Source organism: Streptomyces sp. NPDC047002, from assembly GCF_040704505.1.
In the GTDB taxonomy this organism is placed as follows: domain Bacteria; phylum Actinomycetota; class Actinomycetes; order Streptomycetales; family Streptomycetaceae; genus Streptomyces.
Window position 1 is genome coordinate 1 of sequence record NZ_JBEYWC010000005.1, and the last position, 24,502, is coordinate 24,502.

Annotated in this window: 18 protein-coding genes and 1 pseudogene; 6 read left to right on the forward strand and 13 right to left on the reverse strand. The window is 73.5% G+C overall.

Annotated features, from left to right (window positions below; all coding sequences use genetic code 11):
- Positions 1-349: 349 nt before the first annotated feature.
- Positions 350-1,591: an alginate lyase family protein gene (locus AB0910_RS06980; RefSeq protein WP_366743495.1), complete on the forward strand. Its 1,242-nt coding sequence runs from the start codon at positions 350-352 to the stop codon at positions 1,589-1,591.
- 74 nt (positions 1,592-1,665) lie between these two features.
- Here AB0910_RS06980 and AB0910_RS06985 read toward each other — a convergent pair whose 3' ends face one another.
- The 5 genes and pseudogenes from AB0910_RS06985 to glgX form a co-directional block, all read right to left on the reverse strand.
- Positions 1,666-2,577, reverse strand: a complete 912-nt coding sequence (locus AB0910_RS06985; RefSeq protein WP_366743496.1) for a squalene/phytoene synthase family protein — start codon at positions 2,575-2,577, stop codon at positions 1,666-1,668.
- A gap of 152 nt (positions 2,578-2,729) precedes the next feature.
- Positions 2,730-4,409, reverse strand: a pseudogene (locus AB0910_RS06990) (M4 family metallopeptidase); the annotation flags it as partial.
- Positions 4,410-4,806: 397 nt separating this feature from the next.
- Positions 4,807-6,690 carry an ABC transporter ATP-binding protein gene (locus tag AB0910_RS06995; protein WP_366743497.1) on the reverse strand — a complete coding sequence of 628 codons (1,884 nt, stop codon included), beginning with the start codon at positions 6,688-6,690 and terminating at the stop codon, positions 4,807-4,809.
- On the reverse strand, positions 6,687-8,648 hold the full coding sequence (locus tag AB0910_RS07000; protein ID WP_366743498.1) for an ABC transporter ATP-binding protein: 1,962 nt from the start codon (positions 8,646-8,648) through the stop codon (positions 6,687-6,689). The genes AB0910_RS06995 and AB0910_RS07000 overlap by 4 nt, the downstream gene beginning before the upstream one ends.
- Positions 8,649-8,947: 299 nt before the next feature.
- On the reverse strand, positions 8,948-11,239 hold the full coding sequence (gene glgX, locus AB0910_RS07005) for a glycogen debranching protein GlgX (RefSeq protein ID WP_366743499.1): 2,292 nt from the start codon (positions 11,237-11,239) through the stop codon (positions 8,948-8,950).
- Positions 11,240-11,434: 195 nt separating this feature from the next.
- Between glgX and AB0910_RS07010 the strand changes: the two genes are divergently transcribed.
- The 5 genes from AB0910_RS07010 (at position 11,435) to AB0910_RS07030 (ending at position 17,087) form a co-directional block, all read left to right on the forward strand.
- The gene (locus tag AB0910_RS07010; RefSeq protein ID WP_366743500.1) at positions 11,435-12,661 is read left to right on the forward strand and encodes an Ig-like domain-containing protein; all 1,227 of its coding nucleotides are present in this window, start codon (positions 11,435-11,437) and stop codon (positions 12,659-12,661) included.
- 267 nt (positions 12,662-12,928) lie between these two features.
- Positions 12,929-14,137, forward strand: a complete 1,209-nt coding sequence (locus tag AB0910_RS07015; RefSeq protein WP_366743690.1) for an Ig-like domain-containing protein — start codon at positions 12,929-12,931, stop codon at positions 14,135-14,137.
- Positions 14,138-14,236: 99 nt separating this feature from the next.
- Positions 14,237-15,007, forward strand: a complete 771-nt coding sequence (locus AB0910_RS07020; protein WP_366743501.1) for an enoyl-CoA hydratase-related protein — start codon at positions 14,237-14,239, stop codon at positions 15,005-15,007.
- Between the two features lie 352 nt (positions 15,008-15,359).
- Entirely contained in the window at positions 15,360-15,875 is a 516-nt protein-coding gene (locus AB0910_RS07025; protein ID WP_366743502.1) for an ATP-binding protein, read from the forward strand.
- 219 nt (positions 15,876-16,094) lie between these two features.
- Positions 16,095-17,087, forward strand: coding sequence for a L,D-transpeptidase (locus AB0910_RS07030; RefSeq protein WP_366743503.1), 993 nt, complete (start codon positions 16,095-16,097; stop codon positions 17,085-17,087).
- Positions 17,088-17,108: 21 nt separating this feature from the next.
- Here AB0910_RS07030 and AB0910_RS07035 read toward each other — a convergent pair whose 3' ends face one another.
- The 8 genes from AB0910_RS07035 to gcvT all read right to left on the reverse strand — a co-directional run bounded on the left by AB0910_RS07035 (position 17,109) and on the right by gcvT (position 24,401).
- The gene (locus AB0910_RS07035; RefSeq protein WP_366743504.1) at positions 17,109-17,831 is read right to left on the reverse strand and encodes a DedA family protein; all 723 of its coding nucleotides are present in this window, start codon (positions 17,829-17,831) and stop codon (positions 17,109-17,111) included.
- 179 nt (positions 17,832-18,010) lie between these two features.
- Positions 18,011-18,220, reverse strand: coding sequence for a hypothetical protein (locus AB0910_RS07040; RefSeq protein WP_366743505.1), 210 nt, complete (start codon positions 18,218-18,220; stop codon positions 18,011-18,013).
- 48 nt (positions 18,221-18,268) lie between these two features.
- The gene (locus AB0910_RS07045; RefSeq protein WP_366743506.1) at positions 18,269-19,225 is read right to left on the reverse strand and encodes a hypothetical protein; all 957 of its coding nucleotides are present in this window, start codon (positions 19,223-19,225) and stop codon (positions 18,269-18,271) included.
- Position 19,226: 1 nt separating this feature from the next.
- The gene (locus AB0910_RS07050) at positions 19,227-19,835 is read right to left on the reverse strand and encodes a TetR family transcriptional regulator (RefSeq protein WP_366743507.1); all 609 of its coding nucleotides are present in this window, start codon (positions 19,833-19,835) and stop codon (positions 19,227-19,229) included.
- Between the two features lie 105 nt (positions 19,836-19,940).
- Entirely contained in the window at positions 19,941-21,323 is a 1,383-nt protein-coding gene (locus AB0910_RS07055) for an L-serine ammonia-lyase (RefSeq protein ID WP_366743508.1), read from the reverse strand.
- A 177-nt stretch (positions 21,324-21,500) separates the two neighbouring features.
- Positions 21,501-22,763 (reverse strand): serine hydroxymethyltransferase, encoded by a 1,263-nt coding sequence (glyA, locus tag AB0910_RS07060; RefSeq protein WP_366743509.1) that lies wholly within the window; start codon positions 22,761-22,763, stop codon positions 21,501-21,503.
- Between the two features lie 38 nt (positions 22,764-22,801).
- Complete coding sequence (gene gcvH / locus AB0910_RS07065) at positions 22,802-23,179, reverse strand: glycine cleavage system protein GcvH (protein WP_366743510.1); 378 nt, start codon at positions 23,177-23,179, stop codon at positions 22,802-22,804.
- A gap of 106 nt (positions 23,180-23,285) precedes the next feature.
- The gene (gcvT, locus tag AB0910_RS07070) at positions 23,286-24,401 is read right to left on the reverse strand and encodes a glycine cleavage system aminomethyltransferase GcvT (protein ID WP_366743511.1); all 1,116 of its coding nucleotides are present in this window, start codon (positions 24,399-24,401) and stop codon (positions 23,286-23,288) included.
- Positions 24,402-24,502: the final 101 nt, after the last annotated feature.

The window sequence follows — 24,502 nt, forward strand, 5'->3', positions numbered from 1 at the left end:
CCGTCATGGTCGGCGCCTATCTCTCGGCGCCCAAGTCCGCCGCTTCGCTCAATCCCGCCCTGACGCTCGCGCTGGCGATCCAGGGCGGGATCAAGGGCACGGGCCCCCGGGGCGCGCCGCTGTCTGCGGCACCGCGGCGGGGATGCCCGCCGTGCGGGCCGGAGCGCGGGGCCCGAGGGCGGCCCTGGGGCCCAAGGACCGGTAATGGTACGGACCTTGACGCGCGCTGTGCGGCGGCTCTACCTTCCCTGTCAACACGTTCACAACTTCACCCGGCGTTCATGTGGATGAACAACTGGCCGCCTGCCGGGCGGAGTTGCGGCATCCCCGCACCGGAAGGCATCCCCACATGCGCACCGGAAAGACCTCGCGCCTCATCGGCCTCGGCACCGCGCTCGCCGGTGTCACCGCGGCCCTCTGCATGGCGCCCGCCTCGGCCACCACCACGGGCGCGGCCCGCCCCGCGACGGCGCCTGCCGTGGCAGCGGCTCCCGCGGCCTTCGTCCACCCCGGCGTCAACCTGGACACCGCACAACTGGACTTCGTGCGGAGCAAGGTGCAGGCGGGGGCCCAGCCCTGGAAGTCCGCCTACGACCAGATGACGGCGAGCGCGTACGCCAACCTCAACCGCACGCCGAAACCGCGCGCGAACGTGGAGTGCGGCTCGTACTCCAACCCCAACAACGGCTGCACGGACGAGCGCCAGGACGCGATCGCCGCCTACACCGACGCGCTCACCTGGTACATCACCCGCGACGACCGCTACGCGCAGAAGGCGATCCAGCTGATGGACGCCTGGTCGGCCACGATCAAGGAGCACACCAACTCCAACGCACCGCTCCAGACCGGCTGGGCGGGCGCCTCCTGGCCCAAGGCCGCCGAGATCATCAAGCACGTGTACGGCAACTGGCCGGGCGAGGGCCGGTTCGACACCATGCTGCGCACCGTCTACCTGCCGAACCTCATCAAGGGCTCCAACTCCAACGGGAACTGGGAGCTGACGATGATGGAGGCCGCGGTGAGCATCTCCGTCTACCTCGACGACAAGACGGACTACGACACCGCGATCTCCAAGTACCTGACCAGGACCGCCGCCTACGTCTACCTGCCGTCGGACGGCGACCTGCCGAAGACGGTGCCGAGCCAGAACCTCAATACCCGCGACAAGATCGTCTCCTACTGGCAGGGCCAGTCGACGTTCAACGCGTCGATGGCCGGCGTCACCCAGGAGACCTGCCGCGACTTCACGCACACCGGCTACGGCATCTCCAACATCGGCCATGTCTACGAGACGGCCCGTATCCAGGGCCAGGACCTCTACCCGCAGGTCGGGGAGCGGCTGCGGCAGGCGCTCGGCTTCCAGGCGAAGTTCGAGACGAAGGCCGCGTCCAAGCCGTCCGACCTGTGCCCCGGCAAGAGCCTCACGCTCGGCCTGGGCCCGATCACCGAGGTCGGCTTCAACGCGCTGCACACCCGCAAGGGTGTCGCGATGACCAACACCCAGGCCCTCACGGAGAGCAGGCGCCCCGCAGGCTCGAACGACCTGTTCGTCGCCTGGGAGACCCTGACCAACGCCGAGAACCCCAACTAGCGGGCGCCGCACGCACCGTGGCCCGCCGTCCGCCCGTACCCCGCGTACGGGGCGGGCGGCGGGCCGCGCGGTGTTCAGGCGGAGAGCGCCAGGGGCTCCCTGCGGGCCTCGGCCACCAGGCGGAGGCAGTCGGCGGGGTTGTCGCGCACCGGGCGGCGCACGACGTCGGCGCCCATCGCGCCGACGACGTCGAGGCGGTGGTGGTAGAGGCCGAGCAGGACGCGCACCAGCGGGCGGTACTCGGCCGGGACCTCGGCGACGACCCGGCCCGCCGCGAGCAGCGTCACGCGGGCCTTGTCGGCGGTGGCGAGCACCAGCTCCCGCACGGCGGGCGTCGCGCGGCCCTGCTCCAGGTCGGCGCAGCTGACGCCGTGGCGCTCCAGGTCGGTGCGCGGCAGCGCGAAGCGGCCCTCTGCGACGTCCGAGGTCAGGTCGGTCAGCAGGTCCGTGCGCTGGCAGGCGTCCGCGACGAGGCGGCAGGACGCGGCGAAGTCGTCGTCCGGCACCAGGTGCGGGGTCAGCCCGGTGCTCAGCATGATCCCGGGCCAGGTCAGTGTGTCGATGTAGTGCTGGTACGCGGCCTCGTCGGCGAAGCCGGGGAACTCCAGGTCGATCCTGGTCCCCTCCAGATAGGTGTCGAACCAGTGCCTCGGCAGCCCCGCCCCGCCCGCCGAGTGCACGAACGCCCGCAGCAGCGGATGGTGCGAGTCGCCCGTGTCCAGGGCCCTGGCCACATGGCCCGTCCAGGCGTCCAGCTGCCGCACGCGGTCGGCGGGGGAGCCGTTGTCGCAGACGTCGTCGGTGAAGCCGAGCATGGAGGCGCCGGTCAGCGCGTGCGGCAGGAAGCCGGCCGGGGCCTGGAGGCGCACCACGCCGTACAGCGCGGGCTCCCGCCGCCGCAGATAGCGCGCGGCGGCGGTGTAGTCGGCGCGCAGCCCGGCGGACCGCACCCCCGCGAGATCCAGACAGCGACGCCACGAACGCACGGACCGACTCCAGGGGGTGAGGGGGTCTGGCCCGGTCGCGGGCCACGGACTGCGTCCAGGGTAACCAGCGCGTGCGGCGCGGCCGCGCACGGCGGAGCCGACCGGGTCGGGTGGACCCGGTCGGCTCCGTTTGCGCGCTCCCCGCGGGTCTACGGGCGGGCGCCCACATTCACGGCGGCCCAGGCGTTGGCCACCGCGGTGTACTCGGCCGACCCGTTGCCGTACAGGTCGGCGGCCGCGGCGAGGGTGCCCGTACGGGCCGCCGCGTAGTTGGTGTTGCTGGTGAACTTGGTGCTCAGCGCGCGGAACCAGATCTGCTCGGCCTTGTCGCGGCCGATGCCGGTCACCGGCTTGCCGTCCGAGGTCGGCGAGTTGTACTTCACGCCGCCCACGGTCTTCGCGCCGCTGCCCTCGGACAGCAGGTAGAAGAAGTGGTTGGCGACACCGGACGAGTAGTGCACGTCGAGCCTGCCGGTGCTCGATGACCAGGAGTCGGCGGAGGCGCCGTCCTTGCTCGGCTGGTCCATGTAGCGCAGCGGCGAGCCGTCGCCGTTGATGTCGATCTTCTCGCCGATCAGGTAGTCGCCCGGGTCCGTGGTGTTCTTCGCGTACCACTCGACGGCGGTGCCGAAGATGTCCGAGGTGGCCTCGTTGAGGCCGCCGGACTCGCCCGAGTAGACCAGGCCCGCGGTGGCCGCGGTGACGCCGTGGGACATCTCGTGCCCGGCCACGTCGATCGCGGTCAGCGGCGCCTTGTTGCCCGCGCCGTCGCCGTAGGTCATGCAGAAGCAGGAGTCGTCCCAGAAGGCGTTGACGTAGCCGCTGCTGTAGTGGACGCGGGAGTACGCGGCGACACCGTTGCCCTTGATGCCGGTGCGGCCGTGCACGTTCTTGTAGTAGTCCCAGGTCAGCCCGGCGCCGTAGGCGGCGTCCGCGGCGGGCGTCTCGGTGTTGGTGCCGACGCCGTTGCCCCACACGTCGTCGGGGCCCGAGAAGAGGGTGCCCCTGCCACTGGTCGCACGGTTGAGGTTGTACGTGTTGTGTCCGCCGCGCGGGGTGTCCGTCAGCTGGTAAGTGGACCCGGACTTGACGGAGTTGACTGTGACCTGGCCGCTGTACTCGGTGTTGCCCACGCCGGTCTCGATGCCCTGCCACTGGAAGATCTTCGCGCCGGTGGCCGCGTCGGTGACGACATGCAGCTGGTTGGGCGTGCCGTCCTCCTGGAAGCCGCCGACGACGGTCTCGTACGCGAGGCGCGGCGTGCCCTGGGCCATCCACACGACCTTGCGGGGCGCGGCGTCCGGCGCGGTCTTCGCTGAGCCGGCGGAGGCGGCGGCGCTCAGCGCCTGCCTGGTCGCGGCGGCGGGCGCGATGTCCGCCGTGGTGGAGACGCCCGTGAGGGACGCCTTGGACGCCCGGTCGACGGACTTCGTGGCGCCGGTTGACGAGGTCGCCACGACCATGTCGCCGCCGAGGACGGGCAGCCCCTGGTAGGTGCGCTCGTAGCGGGTGTGCGTGGTGCCGTCGGCGTCCTGGACGACGTCCTTGACCACCAGCTTCTCCTGCGGGCCGAGGCCGAGCCGCCGCGCCTGCGCCGCGGTGCCGCTCTCGGCCCCGGCTATCAGCCGGGCGCGCAGCGAGGGGGTGAGCTCGCGGGGCAGGGCGCCGGGCCTGGCGTCCGAGCCGGCCGCGACCAGCGCGGAGGGCGCGGCGCCCTGGACGCTCGAAGCGCCGGCGGACGCGGTACCGGTCTGGAGTGCGGCGGCGAGGAGTGCGGCGGCGGCGACGGCGGCACCGGTGGTCACGGCGCGGCGTTTGGGCGTGGATCTCACGCTGTCTCCTAGTGCGAGGGGGGTACGGGCGCGGGGTCGGCGCCCGCCGTCCGGCGGGGTTCTTGGCGTGGACATGGAGAACTTTTGCCGAACGCAGGAAGACTCGCAGGGGAGTGATGTTGTTGTCAGGAGCGCGTCAATTTGTTGACCGGAAAGCGCCGGTCGTGTGCGAACGCCGGGCCGGAAGCGGGGTGTTGCGGCGCTGTTACGGGCCCCGCGCGCCGCAGGGGGAAACGGTGCGCAACCCGGACACAGCGGCGCGCCCCCACGGCCCCCGCACACCCCGGCACCGCTCCCGCACACCTTCCTGTGCGACCGAAAGATTCCGGCCGCGCCGGACGCCCGGAGGACCCGCCCCGACGGCCGGGGCGCGGCCCGCGCGGGGCCGCGCCCGGGATCAGGCCAGGCTCTCCCGCCACGCCCGGTGCAGGCCCGCGAACCGGCCGGTACCGGCGGTCAGTTCGGCGGGGGAGCCGTCCTCCACGATGCGGCCGTGCTCCATCACGAGCACCCGGTCGGCGATCTCCACCGTGGAGAGCCGGTGCGCGATCACCACCGCGGTCCTGCCGCGCAGCACCGTGTCCATCGCGCGCTGCACGGCGCGCTCGCCGGGGATGTCGAGCGAACTCGTCGCCTCGTCCAGGATCAGCACCGCGGGGTCGGCGAGCAGGGCCCGCGCGAACGCCACCAACTGCCGCTGCCCCGCCGAGATCCGGCCGCCGCGCTTGCGCACGTCCGTGTCGTAGCCGTCGGGCAGGCCCGCGACGAAGTCGTGCGCCCCGATCGCCCTGGCGGCCTCCTCGATCTCGGCCCGCGACGCGTCGGGGCGGCCGATCGCGATGTTCTCCGCGATCGTCCCCGAGAAGAGGAACGCCTCCTGGGTCACCATCACCACACCGCGCCGCAGCTCGGGCGTGTCCAGCTCGCGCAGGTCCACACCGTCGAGCAGGACACGGCCCGACGTCGGGTCGTAGAACCGGGCGAGCAGCTTCGCCAGCGTCGACTTGCCCGCGCCCGTCGAGCCCACGACGGCGACGGTCTGGCCCGGGGGGATCCGCAGCGAGAACGGGGGCAGCACCTCGCCGCCCGTCCGGTAGCCGAAGCCCACCTCCTCGAAGACGACCTCGCGGCCCGGCACACCGGTGCCGCGCGGCGGCAGCGGGCGCGGCGCGGCCGCCTCGGGGACCCCGGGCACCTGCGCGAGCAGCCCCGCGATCTTCTCCAGCGAAGCCACCGCAGACTGGTACGAGTTGAGGAACATGCCGAGCCGGTCGATCGGGTCGTACAGCCGCCGCAGATAGAGCACGGCGGCGGCGAGCACACCGAGTTCGAGCGTGCCGCCCGCCACCCGGTACGCACCCCACAGCACCATGCCCGCGATCGCGGTGTTGGCGATCAGCCGCGAACCGATCACGTACCGCGCCATCTCCAGCAGCGCGTCGCCGTTGCTGCGCTCGTGGCGCCGGTTGAGAGCGGCGAACTCCCTGTCGTTGACGGACTCGCGGCGGAAGGCACGCACGGGCCTGATGCCGTTCAGCGTCTCCGCGAACTTCACGATCACCGCGGCGATCGCGGTGGACCTGCGGCCGAACACCCGCCCCACGCGCCGCCGGTAGAGCCGCACCATGAAGGAGAGCGGCACGAAGGACAGCACGGCGAGCGCGCCGATGCCCGGGTCCAGCCAGAGCAGCGTGCCCGCGATGTACACGAACGACAGGACGACGGCGACCAGTTCCTGGAGGCCGTCGCCCAGCAGCTCGCGCAGCGACTCGACGTCCGTGGTCGAGCGCGAGATCAGCCGCCCCGACGTGTAGCGCTCGTGGAAGTCCACGCTCAGCGCCTGCGCGTGCCGGAAGATCCTGCCCCGCAGGTCGAACAGGCCCGCCTGGCTCACCCGCGTCGACGACTGGACGAACCCGTGCTGGAACCAGCCGGAGAGCACCGCGCTCAGCGCGTACCCGACGCCGACCGCGACGAGCGGCCCGTGCCGCCCGTGCCGCAGCGCGGGCACCGCGTGGTCGATGGCGTACGCGACGAGCAGCGGGCCCGCCTGCGCGGCGGCCTGCTGGAACAGCAGCAGGACGACGTTGAGCGCGACCCCGCGGCGCAGCGGGCGCAGCAGCGAGCCGAGCAGGGCGCGGGTCGCGCCGGGCGGCGCGGGCAGCGCGTCCTGGTCGAACGGGTCGACCGGCCCCTCCGCCCCGGCCGCCGCCGCTTCGGGCGCGGGCCCCGCGCCCTTGGGCCTGCCGCCGCCCGACACCTCTGTGGTCGGCGTGCTCATCGTGCCCCCTCCTGGTCCGAAAGGACCCGCTCGTCGGCGGCCGCGTCCGCCACGGACCCGGCCGCCGCTTCCGCCTGCTGGGCCGGCATCGCGGGCGCGGCGCCCGCGGTCTGATCGTGCGGCGCCGGATCCTGTGCGCCCGACATCAGCCAGGCGTACTCGGCGCTCTCGCGCAGGAGTTGCTGGTGGGTGCCGACGGCGGCGATCCGGCCGCCCGACAGCAGGGCCACCCGGTCGGCGAGCAGGACCGTCGAGGGGCGGTGCGCCACCACCAGCGCGGTCGTGCCGCTCAGCACCCGCCGCAGCGCGGCCTCCACCAGCGCCTCGGTGTGCACGTCGAGCGCCGAGAGCGGATCGTCGAGCACCAGGTAGCGCGGCCTGCCGACCACCGCCCTTGCCAGCGCGAGGCGCTGGCGCTGGCCGCCCGACAGGCTCAGGCCCTGCTCACCGACCTGGGTGTCCGCACCCAGCGGCAGGGCGCGGACGAACCCGGCCTGTGCGATGTCGAGCGCCCGGTCCAGAGCGCCTTCCGGCTCCGGTGGTCCTGCCGTATCCGCCGCCTCTGCCGTACCGTCGTCGGCCATGCCCATCAGCACGTTCTCCGCGGCGCTCGCCGAGAAGAGGGTGGGCTCCTCGAACGCCACGGACACCAGCCGCCGCAGCCGTTCGCGCGGCATCAGCGCGATGTCCTCGCCTTCCAGCGTGATGCGGCCTGCGGTGACCTCGTGCAGGCGCGGCACGAGCGCGGTCAGCGTCGACTTGCCCGAGCCCGTCGCGCCGACGAGCGCCATGGTCTCGCCGCCGCGCACCTCCAGATCGACCCCGTCGAGCACGGGCGCGGCGTCCGCGGGGGCGTCGGGATAGCGGAAGGCCACGCCTTCGAAGCGCAGCCCGCCGGTCCCGGCGCCCGGGCCCCCCGCGGCGTCGACGACGGCGGTGGCGGGCCCGCGGGCGGGCGCGTCCGCCTCCTCCGCCGCGTCCATCGGCTCGAAGAAGCGCTCCGTCGCGGTGGCGGCCTCCTGGCTCATCGCGAGCATGAAGCCGATCGACTCCACCGGCCAGCGCAGCGCGAGCGCCGTCGACAGGAAGGCGACCAGGGTGCCTGCGGAGAGGCCGCCGTCGGCGACCTGCACGGTGCCGAGCACGAGCGCCGCCGCGATGGCCAGTTCGGGGACGACCGTGATCACGGCCCACAGCCGCGCGAGCAGCCGGCCCTTCGCCAGCTCCGTGACCCGGACCTTCGCGGCGAGCTCACGGAACGCCAGGGCCTGGCTGCGGTGGCGGCCGAAGCCCTTGACGATCCGGATGCCGAGCACGCCCTCCTCGACCGCCGTGGTCACGTCGCCCACCTGGTCCTGGGCGCGCCGCGCCACCAGCGCGTACCGCGTCTCGAACAGCGAGCACACGATCATCAGCGGCACCACGGGGATCAGCAGCACCAGGCCGAGCGACCAGTCCTGCACCAGCAGGATCACACAACCGACCAGGATCGTAGTGCCGTTGACCAGCAGGAACGTCAGCGGGAACGCCAGGAACTGACGCACCAGCATCAGATCGGTCGTCCCCCGCGACAGCAGCTGCCCCGAGGGCCACCGGTCGTGGAAGGCGACCGGCAGCCGCTGGAGGTGCCGGTACAGATCGGCCCGCATCGCCGCCTCCACCCCGGCCAGCGGGCGCGCCACCAGCCGGCGCCGCAGGCCGAAGAGGCCCGCCTCCGCCACCCCGAGCAGCAGCAGGTACAGCGCCCCGCGCCAGATCCCCGCTGTGTCCCGGTCGCCGACCGGGCCGTCGACCATCCACTTGAGCACCAGCGGGAAGACCAGGCCGATGCAGGACGCCGCTATGGCCACCGCGGCGGCCCCGACGAGCCGCACCCGCACCGGTCGGACGTACGGCCACAGCCGCAGCAGCGCTCTCACGGCCGACCGTTCACCGGCGGCTGACAGATTCTCGGACATCCGGCCGACCCTACGGGGCGGCACCGGCATCGCTCACGCGGTTTTCCGCCGGATCCGGGCGGCCTCGCGCGGCGGCCCGCCGGATCCCGCCCGGCCGGTGCGGATCCACCGACCGGCGCCCGCGTCAGCCGATCGGCTGACGCCGCGGCGAGCGGGTCGGCGGGCACCCCAGGCGCACCCCGCGCCGGATCGCTCGGGGCACGGCGGTCATCGCCGTGCGCGAGCCGCGCACGGCGAACGGCGGCAGGGCGTGGTCGACGGCGCGCCCTCGGCCCCTGAGCCGCGCCGGGCCGCGCCGTTCAACCCGCGTGTGGGCCGGTGCCGTTGAGCGGAACCGCACCCGGGCCCTTGGACCGCAGCAGCAGGAGGGAGCGCGGCGGCACCGCGAGGGGCGTGCCGCCCGGGTGCCGGGTGCCCGGCTCGTCCTCCTGGTCCTCCCGGGAGGTGTCGACCACCAGCTCGTACTCCTCGGCCCACGGCGGCCCGGGCAGCAGGACGTCGGCGGGCTCGTGGCCCGCGTGCAGGACGGCGAGGAAGCCGTCGTCCGGCCCGTCCCCGCCGGGTGCGCCGTCCGCGGAGAGGTGGAACACCAGCGTGCACGCGGGCTCGTGCCAGTCGTCCTGCGCCTTCTCCGCGCCGTCCGTCCTGAACCACGCAAGGTCGGGCAGGCCGCCGGGGACGCGGGGCCGCCCCGAGAAGAACGCCCGGCGCCGCAGCGCAGGATGGGCCGCGCGCAGCCGCAGCAGCCGCGCGGCCAGCGCGCGCAGCGCGGCCCATCCGGGGTCGCCGAGCAGCGACCAGTCCACCCAGCCGGTCTCGTTGTCCTGGCAGTACGCGTTGTTGTTGCCGCCCTGCGTGCGCCCCATCTCGTCGCCCGCGACCAGCATCGGCACGCCCGCGGAGAGCAGCAGCGTGCCCAGCAGGTTGCGCAGCTGGCGGCGGCGCAGCGCCGCCACCCGCGGGTCGCCGCTCTCGCCCTCGGCGCCGCAGTTCCAGGACCTGTTGTCGTCCGTGCCGTCCCTGTTGCCCTCGCCGTTGGCCTCGTTGTGCTTGCGCTCGTACGAGACGAGGTCGCGCAGGGTGAAGCCGTCGTGCGCTGTCACGAAGTTGACCGAGGCGTACGGGGCCCGCCCGCCCTGCTCGTACAGGTCGCTCGAACCGGAGACCCGGGTGCCGAGCTCCCGCACGTCGGGCGCCGCGCCCCGCCAGAAGTCCCGCACCGCGTCGCGGTAGCGGTCGTTCCACTCCGACCACGGCGGCGGGAAGGCACCCACCTGGTAGCCGCCGGGCCCCATGTCCCACGGCTCGGCGATCAGCTTCACGCGCCGCAGCACCGGGTCCTGCGCGAGCACCGCGAGGAACGGCCCCGCCATGTCCACCCCACCGCCCGCCGACCTGGCGAGGGTGGCGGCGAGGTCGAAGCGGAAGCCGTCCACGCCCATCTCGGTCACCCAGTACCGCAGCGAGTCGGCGATCAGCCGCAGCGCCGCAGGCCGTGCCGCATCCAGGGTGTTGCCGCAGCCCGTGACGTCGGTGTAGCGCCTGGCGTCCTGCTGGAGCCGGTAGTGGGCGCGGTTGTCGACGCCGCGCAGCGACAGCGTCGGCCCCAGCTCGCCGCCCTCAGCCGTGTGGTTGTAGACCACGTCGAGGATCACCTCGATGCCCGCGGCGTGCAGGGCGCGCACCATCCGCCGGAACTCGCCGACCTGCTCTCCCCGGGTCCCGCACGCCGCGTACCCCGCGTGCGGGGCGAACCAGCCGATCGGGTTGTAGCCCCAGTGGTTTCTCAGGCCGCGCCGCAGCAGGTGTTCCTCGTGCGCGAACTGCTGCACCGGCAGCAGCTCCACCGCCGTCACCCCGAGCTCCCGCAGGTACCCGACAGCCGCCGGGTGCGCGAGGCCCGCATAGGTGCCGCGCAGCTCCTCGGGCACCCCGGGGTGGCGCCTGGTGAAGCCCTTCACGTGCAGCTCGTACAGCACGGTGTCGGCCCACGGCGTCCCGGGCCGCAGCCAGCCGTCCGCCGCCTCCGGCACGCCCTCGGCGACCACCACGCCCTTCGGCACGAACGGCGCCGAGTCCCGCTCGTCGCGCACCGTGTCGGCGACCTGCCGCTGCGGCCAGTCCCGCACGTGCCCGTACACCTCGGGCGGCAGCCGGAACTCGCCGTCGACGGCGCGCGCATACGGGTCGAGCAGCAGCTTCGCCGGGTTCCACCTGGCGCCCGTCCACGGGTCCCACCTGCCGTGCACCCGGAAGCCGTAGCGCGCCCCCGCACCGACCCCCGGCAGGAAGCCGTGCCAGACGCCGTCCGTGCGCTCGGCCAGCGCGTACCGCGTCTCCTGCGCGCCGGGCCCCTCGCCTTCGAACAGGCAGACCTCCACCGCCTCGGCGCCGCCCGCCCACAGGGCGAAGCCGGTGCCCGCCGCGCCGCCGGGGCCCGTGCCCACCCGGGCACCCAGCGGCTCGGGGCCGCAGGGCAGCACCGACCTCGGGTCGCCGTACCGGTGCGGGCGGCGCTCGGCCGCCGCGGAGTGCGCGCCGGTACGCCCGGCCGTCCGGGTCCACTCGTCCTGCTCGGCTGCGCTCGCCACCTGCCGGCCTCCCGCGGCTCGTCGGCCCCAGCGGGCCGGCACGGCGGCCCCGCCGCGCCCACCCCGCGCGGGCCGCCCCCTGTCGTGCTCGTCGTCCCCCGTGTTCTTCCCCTCAGCGGCCCCGCCCTCACGTGCGGCCGGGTGGCCTTGCGCCGGCCGACGTTTCCCCGGGACCCGGCCGTCGTTGGGCGGGACGTGAGACAGCTATCGCAGCGGGCCGCAGCCCGCGCCGCCGCCCTCGCCCTCGCCGCCGCCGCGCTCCTCGCGGGCACCGCGGGCTGCGTCGGCGGCCCCGCCGACACGGCGGGCAAGGACGGGGCGCCCCTCGCGGCCTCCGCCGACTCCCTCCGCGTCACACCGCGCGACGGCGCCAAGGGCGTCCACCGGGGCGACCGCATCAGCGTCACCGTCCCCGAGGGCCGGCTCGAACGCGTCGCCGTCCGGCAGATCGAGGCCGCCGACCCCGTCGACCTGCCGGGCCGCGTCTCGGGCGACGGGCGCACCTGGACGCCGCTGCCCGGCGCCCACCCCGCGCTCGCCGCCAAGTACGGCGTCGACGCGGTCACCGTCGACGACGAGGGCCGCCGGGCCGCCCGGCACACCACCTTCACCACCGAGGTCCCCGCGCACCGCTTCATCGGCTACTTCACCCCGGAGAACCGCGCCACCGTCGGCACGGGCATGATCGTCTCCATCGACTTCAACCGGCCCGTCAGGGACCGCGCGGCCGTGCAGCGCGCCATCGCCGTCACCGCGCGGCCCGCCGTCGAGGTGGCGGGCCACTGGTTCGGCGACCGGCGGCTCGACTTCCGCCCCGAGCACTACTGGCGGCCCGGCACCAAGGTCACCGTCGCGATGGGCCTCAGGGACGTCCAGGCGGCGCCCGGCGTGTACGGCATCCAGCACAAGACGGTCGGCTTCACCGTGGGCCGCTCCCAGGTCTCCACCGTGGACGCCGCGGCGCACACGATGCGCGTGCGCGGCGACGGCGGCCGGCTGCTGGCCACCCTCCCGGTCACCGCAGGCGCCCCCGACCGCACCACGTACAACGGCAAGATGGTCGTCTCCGAGATGTACGACGTGACCCGGATGAACGGCTCCACGGTCGGCTTCGGCGGCGAGTACGACATCAAGGACGTGCCGCACGCGCTCCGCCTGACCACCTCGGGCACCTTCCTGCACGGCAACTACTGGGCCCCCGCGGAGACGTTCGGGTCCCGCAACACCAGCCACGGCTGCGTCGGCCTGCGGGACGTCAAGGGCGGCAGCTCCTCCACCCCCGCAGGCTGGTTCTTCGACCGCACACTGATCGGCGACGTGGTGGAGGTCGTGAACTCCGACGACCGCATTGTCGCGCCGGACAACGGACTCGGCGGCTGGAACCTGGACTGGCCTTCCTGGAAGCAGGGTTCGGCCGTCTGAGAGGGGGAATACGTCCTCGTCGTCAGGGGGTCGCCACGGAGCGTCGGTGACGCGCCGGGCTGCTCCGGGTTGGGACCGAACGGTGACAATCAGGTGAACGCGGCGCCGTATTCGGTGTGATTATCTATCGCCAGGCGCGTGCGTTCGACACGTGCGGGGAGTGCGGGCCGTGGCGGGGGCCAGGCCGTGCGAGGGGAGACGACCGACGTGAAGCAGCCACCTGTACGGCCGGGGCGGCGGCCCGGCGAAGCGGCGGGGACCCGGGCGCTGCGGCGCGCGCGGCGGGGCACAGGGCCGCTCGCCCTCGTCGTCGGCGCGCTGCTGTTCGCCGCCACCGCCTGCGGGGGCGGGGGCACGGGCAAGGACGACGACGGCAAGGCGCCGGCCGGCGCGTCGACGGTCAAGGACGACGCCCCGCAGGCCGCGGTCGAGGTCGCGCCGTCCGACGGCGCCACGTCCGTCGCGACGACCGGCGCGCTGCGGGTCGGCGTCGAGCGCGGCACGCTGACCGCGGTCACCGTGGAGGACACGAAGGGCGCGCGGGTGGCGGGGGAGCTGTCCGCCGACGGCACGAGCTGGCGGCCGAGCGGGCACCTCGCCGCGTCCACCACGTACGCCGTGCACGCCACGGCGAAGGACGCCAAGGGCCGGGTGTCGGCGAAGGACACCAAGTTCACCACGCTCACCCCGAAGAACACCTTCGTCGGTTCCTACACGCCCGAGGACAAGTCGACCGTGGGCGTCGGCATGCCGGTCTCGCTCAGCTTCAACCGCGGCATCACCGACCCGGCGGCCGTGGAGAAGGCCGTCACGGTCACCACGGATCCCGCGGTCCCGGTCGAGGGGCACTGGTTCGGCAACGACCGCCTCGACTTCCGCCCCGAGCACTACTGGGCGCCCGGCACCAAGGTCACCGTCAAGCTCGACCTGGACGGCGTGCAGGGCAGGCCCGGCGTGTACGGGACGCAGGCCAAGACGGTCGGCTTCACCGTCGGCCGCAGCCAGATCTCCACGGTCGACGCGGCCAAGCACACGATGAAGGTCGTGCGGGACGGCAAGCAGATCCGGCAGATCCCCGTCAGCGCGGGCGGACCCGGGCACACCACCTGGCAGGGCCAGCTGGTCATCAGCGAGAAGGACCCGGTGACCAGGATGGACAGTCAGACCGTGGGCCTCGGCGGCGAGTACGACATCCCGGACGTGCCGCACGCCATGCGGCTCACCCAGTCGGGGACGTTCATCCACGGCAACTACTGGGCCGCGACGAGCGTCTTCGGGTCGCAGAACACCAGCCACGGCTGCGTCGGCCTGCACGACAGGCGCGGCGGCGGCGACAACGGCACCCCGGCGGCGTGGTTCTACGGCAACTCGCTCATCGGCGACGTGGTCGTCGTGAAGAACTCGCACGACAAGACCGTCGCTCCGGACAACGGCCTCAACGGCTGGAACATGTCCTGGGCCGACTGGAAGAAGTGAGGCAGGGGGCCGCCCGCGCGGGCGGCCCCGGCACGGACCCGGGCGCAGCGGGCGGGCGCGCCGGGTCCGCTGTCGTTAGCGGGCGTTAACCTGCCTCGTATGGCAACGGTAACTCTCGAAGTGTCCGGCGGCGTCGGCACGATCCGGCTCGACCGCCCCCCGATGAACGCGCTCGACACGGACGTGCAGGACCGCATCCGCGACCTCGCCCACGAGGCGGGGGAGCGCGCGGACGTGCGCGCGGTGATCCTCTACGGCGGCGACAAGGTCTTCGCGGCCGGCGCCGACATCAAGGAGATGCGCGCCATGGACCACGCGGCGATGGTCGTGCGCTCCCGCGCGCTGCAGGAGTCCTTCACCGCGGTGGCGAAGATCCCCAAGCCGGTGGTGGCGGCGGTCACCGGCTACGCGCTCGGCGGCGGCTGCGAGCTCGCGCTCTGCGCCGACTACCGCATCGCCGCCGACAACGCGAAGCTCGGCCAGCCGGAGATCCTGCTCGGGCTGATCCCCGGCGCGGGCGGCACCCAGCGCCTCGCCCGGCTGATCGGGCCCTCGCGGGCCAAGGACCTGATCTTCACGGGCCGTCAGGTCAGGGCCGACGAGGCGCTCGCCCTCGGCCTCGTCGACCGGGTGGTGCCGGCGGGCAGCGTCTACCCCGAGGCGCAGCAGTGGGCCGAGCGGCTGGCGAAGGGCCCGGCGATCGCGCTGCGCGCGGCGAAGGAGGTCGTGGACGCGGGCCTGGAGACGGACCTCGGCTCCGGCCTCGCACTCGAACGTACGTGGTTCGCCGGCCTGTTCGCCACGGAGGACCGCGAGCGCGGCATGCGCTCGTTCGTGGAGGAAGGGCCCGGCAAGGCGCAGTTCCTCTGACGGCCGCGTGCGGGCCCGCGGCGGGCGCCCCGGCAGGGCGCCGCGCGGGCCCCCGGCGTGCGCCGGGCGCATGCTCCGGCGCGAACCCCCTGTGACCCCGGAGCCGCCTCTGCGCGGCCGCGCGCGCCGGTTCAGCTTCCGTACGTACGGACCCCGGCGACGCCTTAAGCGGAACTTAACGGCGAGCCGTTATGCGGACCGCTCATCACCCGAAATCCAGGCGTATAAGCAGGTCGGACGGGGTGTCAGAGGGGCCGTTCTGCCTTTGGCATATGCCGATGCAATTGCGCGGAATCTCGCGTTCCGGGGGTGGAATCCTCTGGAACGGCCACGCGGCGCCCTCCGGACGGCCATGATGGGGGGCATGGCGGGCCTGGAGAACGTAGAGCAGCCGCGGCGGCTTGGCGGTGCGGTCACCGTGCGGCGCACGCCGGCCGTCGAGGACGACCAGGCGCTCCAAGCGCTGGAGTTGTACGGCGACCCGACCGAGGCGGAGGTGCGCCTCGCGTCCCTCCCGGAGTCGGCGGCGGTCGCCCGCCGCATCACCCACGGCGTCGTCCTGCGGCAGTGGTCGCTCTCCCCGGATCTCGCGGAGCACGCCGTCCTGCTCGTCTCGGAACTCGTCGGCAACGCCGTGCGCCACACCGGCGCCCGCGTCTTCGGCCTGCGGATGCTGCGCCGCAGGGGATGGATCAGGATCGAGGTGCGCGACCCGTCGAGGGGCCTGCCCTGCCTGATGCCCGTACAGGCCACGGACGTCAGCGGGCGCGGCCTGTTCCTCGTCGACAAGCTCGCCGACCGCTGGGGCGTGGACCTGCTGCCGCGCGGCAAGAGCACCTGGTTCGAGATGCGCCTCCAGGACCGCTGACCGCGGGCCCGTACCCGCGCCGACGCCGGCGCGCTCCAAAAACCCGCGCGATGACGGCCCGACCCGGCGTGCGGCGCCGGGCGCCGGGCACACGGTCCGCAGGCGGGGCAGGGCTTTGTCCGCGCTTTGCCAGGGCGGGGGAACTGCCGGGTCCGGGCCCACGTCCCTGTAGATGTCGGACTTGTGACAAGGCGTGCGGTGCGAGCGGGAGCTGAGGTAATGGGCGTGGGCATAGGCCAGGGCAAAAGGGGCATCGGGGCGGTACTGCTTGCCGGTGCGCTGCTGGTCGGGGCGACCGCGTGCGGGGGGAACTCGGCCGCGGACGCCTCGGGGGCGTCCGACGGCAAGGGGAAGCCGGCGGACAGTGCCTCGGCGAAGCCGAGCCCGTCGAAGCCGGCCGCGCCCGCCATGCTGCTCGACACCATCACCCCGCGCGGCGGCACGGTCGGCGTCGCCCAGCCCGTCTCCGTGGTCTTCAGCAACCCGGTGGCGCAGTCGGCGCGCGCCGACGTCGAGAAGCACCTCAAGGTGACGACGTCGCAGCCGGTCACCGGCGCCTGGCACTGGTTCAGCGACACCCGGGTCGACTTCCGCCCGCAGGACTACTGGCCGAGCGGCACCAAGGTCGGCGTCGACGCGCAGATGACGGGCGTCAAGAACGGCAACGGCCGGGTGGGCGTGCACGACTACCGGCACTCCTTCACCGTCGGCGACGACGTGGAGGCGAAGGTCTCCGTGCCCGACCACACCATGACCGTCACCAAGAACGGCGCGAAGGTCCGCACCCTGTCCATCGACGCGGGCAGCCCCCAGTGGCCCTCCTGGGACGGCACGATGGCCGTCATCGACAAGGCCAAGGAGGTCCACATGACCTCCTGCAGCGTCGGCATCAGCTGCACCAAGGGCGCCCCCGACTACTACGACGAGACGCTGCCGTGGGACGTCCACCTGACGACGTCCGGCACCTACATCCACTACTCGGACGGCGACCCGTACCCCGGCCACAGCTACGGTTCGCACGGCTGCGTCCACCTGTCGATGGCCGACGCCAAGTGGTTCTACAACTACGTCAAGCCGGGCGACCCCGTCACCATCACCGGCTCCCCGCGCGGCAAGGCGCCGGGCGACAACGGCTACGCGGACTACAACCTCTCCTGGAGCGACTGGCTCAAGTCGAGCGCCTCGGGCACCGTCACCACGGCCACCGCCTGACCTGCGGCCCCGCCGCCGCACTCAGCGGCTGCGCTCGCGGGCGCGCGGGCCCTCGCCCGGGTCGTCGTCGGACGCGGACGCCCGCTCCGCGGGGCGGGCGTCCGCGTCCGCGCGTTCCCTGCGGCGGCGGCGCACATGGCGCAGGACCAGCAGGACGAGTGCCGCGGCCACCACGGCGGCGAGGACCAGCTCGTACCGCTGGATCTGCGGGTAGATCGTGTCCAGGTGCTGCCCCGCCACATAACCCACGCCCGACCAGGCGCCCACCCACAGGGCCGCGCCCAGCGCGTTGAACACCAGGAAGCGCCGCCAGGGCATCAGGGTCATGCCGGCGATGATCCCGTTGGCCTGGCGCAGGCCGTCCACGAAGCGCGCGACGGTGACGATCTTGCCGCCGTGCCGCTGGAAGAAGTCCTCGGCCTTCTTCACCCGCTCGGGGGTCAGCAGCACGTACTTGCCGTAGCGGTCCACGAGCCGGTGGCCGCCGAAGCGGCCGATCGCGTAGCCGACGTTGTCGCCGAGCACGGCCGCGACCACGGCGATCGCGACGACCGCGACCATGTCGAGGCGGCCCGCCCCCGCGTACACCGCCGACGCGATCAGGATCGTCTCGCCCGGCACGGGGATGCCGAAGTCCTCCAGGAACAGCAGCCCGCCGACCGCCAGATAGCCCCAGTGGTCGAGGACGGGCGCGATGTCGCCGAGGACACCGGGCAGGTGCGGCGGCGCGTCCGCCAGCGGCACGGTGCGCCTCCTTCGCTCGGGCCGCGGGGCGCGCGGCCCTCCGGCGGCGGTGGTCGCCGCGACGGGCATCGCGGGACGTACCGTTCCTCACCGTAACGCCTCGGACCGCGCGGCCGCGGTCCGAGAGGTCCGCGGGCGGGCGCCGCGCCGGGGCGTACGCGGCCCCGCACCGCCGCGGGTCAGCGGCGGGCGTAGCGGACCGCGAGCCCCGTGGTGACGCCCATCGCCACCAGCGAGCTCACGATGCCGTAGACATTGCCGAGCACCGCCCAGAGCACGGTCAGCCCGGCGAGCAGCAGGGTCCCGAGGACCGCAGGGTTCTCGAACGACGTCTCGGCCGCCTGCCGCCCCAGCCGCCCGGTGCCCAGCGCGCGCGTCACGGAGTTCATACGTCCATGATGCGCCCGCCCGCGGGGACACCGCCCCGCGGCGTGCGCTCAGCCGTGCCGGCCGTCCCGCCGCCGGTGCCTGGCACCCATGGCGTGGAAGACCTTCTTCGGCTCCCAGCGGGTCTCGTCGAGCATGCGCACGACGCCGTAGGAGGCGATGTCGCGTTCGAGGGGCTTGTCGTAGTTGGCGAAGGAGAACCACAGCGCCGTGTCCACGCCCTCGTCCTCGAAGACGTCGAGCAGTTCGCCCAGGTGGCGCACCTGTTCGTCCTCGTCCCTCACCGCCCCTGGCGGCGGCTGCCACGCCATGCCGCCCAGGTCGCCCGCTCCGCGGTAGGCGCACGTCCCGTACTCGGTGACCGCGACCGGCTTGCCGAGGCGGACCAGCTCGCGCAGGTGCGCGCGGAAGCCGTCCGCGTCCCGCCCGGTGCGGTAGGCGTCGACGCCCACCAGGTCGAACGGGGCCCAGTCGACGGGCTCCCAGGCCCCGGACGCGTAGGTGACCCTCCCGTGGAAGTGGGCGCGCACCGTCTCGGCCGCCCGGGCGAGGAACACGTTGAGGCGCTCGGGGACCGGCCCGAGCGAGGCCCACCACCGCGGATCGGGGTTGGCCATGGCGCGGAGGCGCTCGCGGTGGTCGTGCCCGGGAAGGAAGCCGTGGGCGAAGGCGCTGAGCTCGCACCCGGCGACGAACACCACCTGCGCGCCGCCCGCGCGCAGGTCCTCGGCGCGCCGCGCGCAGTCGGCGAGGAAGGGCAGGACGCGCTCAGGAGGGAGGTCGACGGGGAGCGGGGAGAACCACACCTCAAGGCCCGCCCCGGCCGCGAGCCGGGCCGCGGTGGCCAGCCGCCCTGCGTCGCCGCCCGAGACGCGCACCGCGTCGCAGTGCAGGTCGGAGGCGATCACCGCCATCTCGTGCCCGACCTGCCCGGGGTCGAAGGCCTTCCGGGTGAGCAGGCGGCCGGGGAAGGTCCCGGTGTCGTAGTTGATGCCGCGTGCGCGCACGTCAGTGCCCCTTCGCGTGCGCGACGCCGTGTTCCAGCAGGCCGAAGGCGAGTTCGGCGTCCTCGGCCAGGGCGCGGCCCGCGTCCTCGGCGCGGACGCCGTCCAGCAGGCGCCGGAAGTACACCTCTTGGAGGGTGACCAGCGAGGCGGCGACCTGGGCTGCCAGCAGCGCGGCAGCCGTCGGGCCGTACGCCTCCGCCAGGACCTCGGCCAACGCCAGGCGCTGCCGGTAGAGCAGGGCGCTCGCGGCGTTCTGCAGGGCCGGGCTGCCCTGGATCACGCGTATCCGGACGAGCAGCGCGCCGAGGTCGGCCTCCGGCACCCTCTCGGCGGTGAACGCGCGGTAGTGCGCCCGCAGGGCGTCGAGGAACGTCAGGCCCGCGGGACGCGCGGCGACGATCCCCGCCAGGTCGTCGCCGCCGACCCCGTGCAGGGCGAGCGACTCCTTGGTCGGGAAGTACGCGAAGAGCGTCGCCTTGGCCACCTCGGCGGCCGCGGCGATCTCGCCGACCGGCACGGCGTCGAAGCCGCGCTCGGCGAACATCCGCAGCGCCACCGCGGCGATCCGCTGCCTGGTCTGTTCCTTCTTGCGCTCGCGCAGCCCGGTCATCCGGCCAGGATAACCGTACCCGGACCATAATTGAACTCGGTCTGCTATTCGCTCGGCGGCCCCGTGGGACCGCGGCCCGCCTCGACGGCAGCGCAGGGGGAGGGGTCAGCACTCGATGATGTTCACCGCGAGCCCGCCTCGGGCCGTCTCCTTGTACTTGACCGACATGTCCCTGCCGGTGTCCCGCATTGTCTTGATGACCTTGTCGAGCGAGACCATGTGGCTGCCGTCGCCGCGCAGGGCCATCTTCGCGGCCGTCACCGCCTTGACCGCGGCCATGCCGTTGCGCTCGATGCACGGGATCTGGACGAGGCCGCCGACCGGGTCGCAGGTCAGTCCGAGGTTGTGCTCCATGCCGATCTCCGCGGCGTTCTCCACCTGCTCGGCGCTGCCGCCCAGCACCTCGGCGAGGGCGCCTGCCGCCATGGAGCAGGCGGAGCCCACCTCGCCCTGGCAGCCGACCTCGGCGCCCGAGATGGAGGCGTTCTCCTTGAACAGCAGGCCGATGGCGCCCGCGGCCAGCAGGAAGCGGACCACGTCGTCGTCGCGCTCCTGGGGCGTGGCGCCGTGGGCGCAGAAGTTCATGTAGTAGTGCAGGACCGCGGGGATGATGCCCGCCGCGCCGTTGGTGGGCGCGGTGACGACCCGGCCGCCCGCCGCGTTCTCCTCGTTGACCGCCATGGCGTAGAGGGTGATCCACTCCATGGCGTGGGTGTGCGGATCGCCCTCGGCCCGCAGCTGCCGTGCAAGGTTCGCGGCCCGCCGCCGCACCTTGAGGCCACCCGGCAGATTGCCCTCGCGGGACATGCCGCGGCTCACGCACGCCTGCATGACCTGCCAGATCTCCAGCAGCCCGGCCCGCACCTCGTCCTCGCTGCGCCAGGCGCGCTCGTTCTCCAGCATCAGCGCGGAGATCGAGAGGCCGGCCTCGCGGGAGCGCCGCAGCAGCTCGTCACCGGTGCGGAAGGGGTGCTTGAGCACCGTGTCGTCCAGCTTGATGCGGTCCTCGCCCACGGCCTCCTCGTCCACCACGAAGCCGCCGCCCACCGAGTAGTACGTCTTCTCGAGCAGCGTCTCGCCCGCCGCGCCGTACGCGGTGATCCTCATGCCGTTGGCGTGGTACGGCAGCCGCTTGCGGCGGTGCAGGACCAGGTCCTTCGACGCGTCGAAGGCGATCTCGTGCGCGCCGAGCAGGCGGAGCCTGCCGGAGGTGGAGATACGTTCCGCCTCCTCGTCGGCGCGCTCCACGTCGACCGTGCGGGGCGCATTGCCCTCCAGGCCGAGCAGGACCGCCTTCGGCGTGCCGTGGCCGTGGCCCGTCGCGCCGAGCGACCCGTAAAGCTCCGCGTGGAGCGAGGCGGTGTGCACCAGCAGGCCCTCGTTCTTCAGCCGGCCCGCGAACATGCGGGCGGCCCGCATCGGGCCCACCGTGTGCGAGCTGGAAGGGCCGATGCCGATCGAGAACAGGTCGAAGACCGAGATGGCCACGGAAGGACTCCTTGGTGGTCGGCGGACGCCGTTGTCCGCCGGTAGCGGGGGCCTGCGCCGCCGCGGGGTCGCCGGGCGGCCGGAAGGCGTGACGGTGGCGCACGGCGGGGCACCGCGCACCACACTCCAGTGTGACGCGGCGCCCCGCGAGTGTCCTGACGCAGTGCGCGCGGGCGACTACAGCGTCGGGTACAGCGGGTGCTTCGCGGCGAGCGCCGCCACCCGTACGCCCAGCTCCTCGCGGTCGAAGGCCGGCTTCAGCGCCTGCGCGATGACATCCGCCACTTCGGCGAAGTCCTCCGCGGTGAAGCCGCGGGTGGCGAGCGCGGGGGTGCCGATCCGCAGGCCCGAGGTGACCATCGGGGGGCGCGGGTCGTTCGGCACCGCGTTGCGGTTCACCGTGATGCCGACCTCGTGCAGCCGGTCCTCGGCCTGCTGCCCGTCGAGCTCGGAGTCGCGCAGGTCGACGAGGACCAGGTGGACGTCCGTGCCGCCGGAGAGCACGGAGACCCCGGCCTGGGCCACGTCGTCGCGGCCGAGGCGGTCCGCGAGGATGCGCGCCCCCTCCAGGGTGCGCCGCTGGCGCTCCTTGAAGTCCTCGGAGGCGGCCACCTTGAACGCGACCGCCTTGCCCGCGACGACGTGTTCGAGCGGGCCGCCCTGCTGGCCGGGGAAGACCGCCGAGTTGATCTTCTTGGCCAGCTTGGCCGTCGAGAGGATCACGCCGCCGCGCGGGCCGCCGAGCGTCTTGTGCGTGGTCGTCGTCACCACATGGGCGTGCGGCACCGGGTTGGGGTGCAGCCCGGCGGCGACCAGGCCCGCGAAGTGCGCCATGTCGACCATCAGGTACGCGCCGACCTCGTCGGCGATCCGCCGGAACGCGGCGAAGTCCAGCTGCCGCGGATAGGCGGACCAGCCCGCCACGATCAGCTGCGGCCTGGCCTCCTTGGCGAGGCGCTCCACCTCGGCCATGTCGACCTGGCCGCTCTCGCCGTCGACGTGGTAGGGCACCACGTTGTACAGCTTGCCGGAGAAGTTGATCTTCATGCCGTGGGTGAGGTGCCCGCCGTGCGCGAGGTTCAGCCCCATGATCGTGTCGCCTGGCTTGAGCAGCGCGAACATCGCCGCCGCGTTGGCCTGCGCCCCCGAGTGCGGCTGCACGTTGGCGTGCTCGGCGCCGAACAGCGCCTTCACCCGGTCGATGGCGATCTGCTCGATCACGTCGACGTGCTCGCAGCCGCCGTAGTAGCGGCGGCCGGGGTAGCCCTCGGCGTACTTGTTGGTGAGGACCGAGCCCTGCGCCTCCATCACGGCGACCGGGGCGAAGTTCTCCGAGGCGATCATCTCCAGCGTCGACTGCTGGCGGTGCAGCTCGGCGTCGACCGCGGCGGCCACGTCCGGATCGAGCTCGTGCAGCGGGGTGTTCAGGAGCGAAGTCAAAGCGGATCAGTCCCTGGTGTCGATTGCCGTCAGTGGCGTCAGTTGCCGGCGAACTCGGTGTACTCGTCCGCCGAGAGCAGGTCGCCCGGCTCGTCGGAGACCCGGACCTTGAACAGCCAGCCGCCCTCGAAGGGCGCCGTGTTGACCAGCGACGGGTCGTCCGCCACGTCCTGGTTGACCGCGGTGACCTCGCCGGAGACCGGCGCGTACAGGTCGCTGACCGACTTGGTGGACTCCAGCTCGCCGCAGGTCTCGCCCGCGGCCACCGTGTCCCCCACCTCCGGGAGCTGCACGTACACGACGTCGCCCAGGGCGTTCGCCGCGAACTCGGTGATGCCGACCGTCGACACGCCGTCCTCGGCGGCCGTCAGCCACTCGTGCTCCTTGCTGTAGCGCAGCTGCTGCGGGTTGCTCATGACCTGGATTCTCCTGTACGCGGGTGGGCGGCCGGAAACGGCCGGGTCGGAAGGGGGAAGGCGGTGCACGCAGGCAGGGCCTGCCGAAGCCGTGGAAGAGGGCCTATCACTTCTGGCGCTTGTAGAACGGCAGGGCCACGACCTCGAACGGCTCGTGGTTGCCGCGGATGTCGACGCCGATCCCCTCGGCGCCGGGGGCGGCGTGCGCGGCGTCGACGTACGCCATCGCGATCGGCCTGCCCAGTGTGGGGGAGGGGGCGCCCGAGGTGACCTGCCCCACGACGGCGTCCCCCGCGACCACGTGGTAGCCGGCCCGCGGCACCCTGCGGCCCTCGGAGACCAGGCCGACCAGCTTGCGCGGCGCCTTCACCGCGGCCAGCTCGGACGCCGTCGCGAGCGCCGTGCGGCCCACGAAGTCGCCCTCCTTCTCGAACTTCACGACCCGGCCGAGCCCCGCGTCGTACGGGGTCAGCGCCGTCGACAGCTCGTTCCCGTACAGCGGCATCCCGGCTTCGAGGCGCAGGGTGTCGCGGCAGGACAGGCCGCACGGCACCAGGCCGGCGCCCGCGCCCGCCTCGGTCAGCGCCTGCCACAGCCGCTCCGCGTCCGCGGGCGCCACGAACAGCTCGAAGCCGTCCTCGCCGGTGTAGCCGGTGCGCGCGATCAGCGCGTCGACCCCGGCGACCGTGCCGGGCAGGCCCGCGTAGTACTTGAGGTCTTCGAGGTCCGCCTCGGTGAGCGACGCCAGGATCCCGGGCGACGCCGGGCCCTGCACGGCGAGCAGCGCGTACGCCTCGCGGTCGTCGCGCACCTCGGCGTCGAAGCCCGCGGCGCGCGCCGTCAGCTCGTCCAGCACGACCTGCGCGTTGGAGGCGTTGGCCACGACCATGAAGTGCTCGCCGCCGAGGCGGTAGACGATCAGGTCGTCGAGGATGCCGCCGTCCTCCCGGCAGATCATCGTGTAGCGGGCGCGGCCCACGGCGAGTGCGCCGAGGTTGCCGACGAGCGCGTAGTCGAGCGCAGCCGCGGCGCCCGGGCCCGTCAGGGTGATCTCACCCATGTGGGAGAGGTCGAAGAGGCCGGCGGTGGTGCGGACCGCGTGGTGCTCCTCGCGTTCGCTGCCGTAGCGCAGCGGCATGTCCCAGCCCGCGAAGTCGGTCATGGTGGCGCCCAGCGCGCGGTGCACGGCGTCGAGCGCGGTGCGGCGGGGTGACGGGCTCATCGGTGGCTCCCAGGGATGAAGGGCGAGGACTGTCCTCCCCATCTGTCATCGGAACCTGAGAGGTTCGCCATGACCGCCCGGTCAGGGTCACGGCTTGCACC